This window comes from Flavobacteriales bacterium (genome assembly GCA_013214975.1).
Taxonomy (GTDB): domain Bacteria; phylum Bacteroidota; class Bacteroidia; order DT-38; family DT-38; genus DT-38.
Map to the genome: position 1 here is coordinate 1 of JABSPR010000430.1, position 1,720 is coordinate 1,720.

Annotated in this window: 3 protein-coding genes; all 3 read right to left on the reverse strand. The window is 37.8% G+C overall.

Annotated features, from left to right (window positions below):
• The coding region (locus HRT72_13355) for a 1-acyl-sn-glycerol-3-phosphate acyltransferase (GenBank protein NQY68695.1) at positions 1-435 on the reverse strand (435 nt) is incomplete at its 3' end.
• A 46-nt stretch (positions 436-481) separates the two neighbouring features.
• Positions 482-814: a DUF2147 domain-containing protein gene (locus HRT72_13360; GenBank protein ID NQY68696.1), complete on the reverse strand. Its 333-nt coding sequence runs from the start codon at positions 812-814 to the stop codon at positions 482-484.
• A 258-nt stretch (positions 815-1,072) separates the two neighbouring features.
• Positions 1,073-1,720 (reverse strand): aminomethyl transferase family protein (locus tag HRT72_13365; GenBank protein NQY68697.1); only part of this gene is annotated, 648 nt, incomplete at its 5' end.

Sequence of the window (1,720 nt, forward strand, 5' to 3'; positions counted from 1 at the left end):
CGCTTCAACTCCTAAAGTTATTCTCGCGGCCCCTGTTTTTATTGGCCTAAGTCGTCGCTCTGTCTTACTAACCCCTTCCGGAAATATTATTATTGCTCCCCTATTTTCTAGGTGATCATAACACTTTTGAAACACCGCTTTGTTCTTATGCATTTCATCAGGAGAAGTGGATGCCCGATATATAGGAATCATATTTAACCTCGAAAATATAAATCGAGAGATAGGGTTTTTAAACGACTCACCTCTTGCCAAATAATGCAATATCCGATCGATATATATAGTAACCACTATTGGGTCCATGAACGCACTCGGATGATTTGCAACAAAAAGCACTGGACCTTTAGCGGGAATCCGATCTAGGTTATTTATTGTAATCGATCTGAAATATCCTTTAACAGCAAACCTGAGCAAAACACGGAGCAAACGTTTCAACATAATCTAAATTTACGATAGCAATTGGGATCCTAAATAACAGGGCTTATTATTTCTGAACAAGTGTCCATTCAGATGTGCTACCCAAAAATGGCATACCCAAAACATAACCCTTGAGGCTCATCGTCCCATCTTCGGACCACATATATGCACTGTATGTCTTACCACGTGCAGCATCATAGATAGAGCCATCCTCCCACTCATTATCATCTGCATCAAAAACAAAATCTTTTAATATTACCAGTCCCAGTTTTTTTCTTTTTCGCAATCCAGGCTCAGGATTTTCGACATCTAATTTAGGTTTACCAGCAGAGTTTAGAGACTCTCTTAACCAAACTATTTTGCCTTCGTACTTATTAGAAGCAGTTTTATAAATCTCAATTTTTCGCTTTTCCTTCTGCCGTTATATACGTTCCTAAAACATCGTCGGTTTTATTCTGACTGAATGCAAAATTGATTCCTGCTAGTATAATAATTATTGTTGCGATATACTTTTTCATTTGTTATAAATTGAGGCTTAATAGACAAAAAGGAGTCTAATAATACCTCGAAACTAATACAGTCTAATGCCGGTATCTAATCGATATGTGCAACAGGCATTTTGAATATTTGCGTTATGTGCAACGATTATCTCATTAGACTAGATCTTCACCTTCTCTAACTTAGGATCGTACATAGGTCGCAAAGAAGTTTTAACTGGATAACGTACTCCATCTATTTCCACATCCCATTCTGCACTTTTGATGTAGTCTTTTGTTATGCGTTCGTCATCCTGAACAATTGCCAATCCAACAGCCCCACCTAAGTGATGACCATAACCACCTGCTCTAACGTAGCCAACCCTTTTATCGTTTCGGTAAACTGTTTCGCAGTGAGATAGTAAAGGTTCTGGGTCTTCAACTAATATCTGAATTAACCTTTTATTGAATACCTTTTGTTCTTTCTGTTTAGCCAATACATCATAGCCAACAAACTTTCCTGGCTTATCTAATTTAACCGCAAATCCCAATCCCATTTCAACCGGAGTATCTAAGTTATCGATATCATGACCCATGTCTCGATACCCTTTTTCTAATCGAAGATTCGTTAACGATTGGATACCAGCTAATCTTAAGTTGAACGCTTTTCCAGCTTCCATAATTCGATCGAAAACATCGCCAGCTTGCTCAACAGGTAAATACAATTCCCAACCTAATTCACCCAAATAAGTAACTCGCACAGCATAAACTCTAGCGTAATCTATCTCGATATACTTGGCTGCCAAATAAGGAAAATCTTCTGTTTCAAA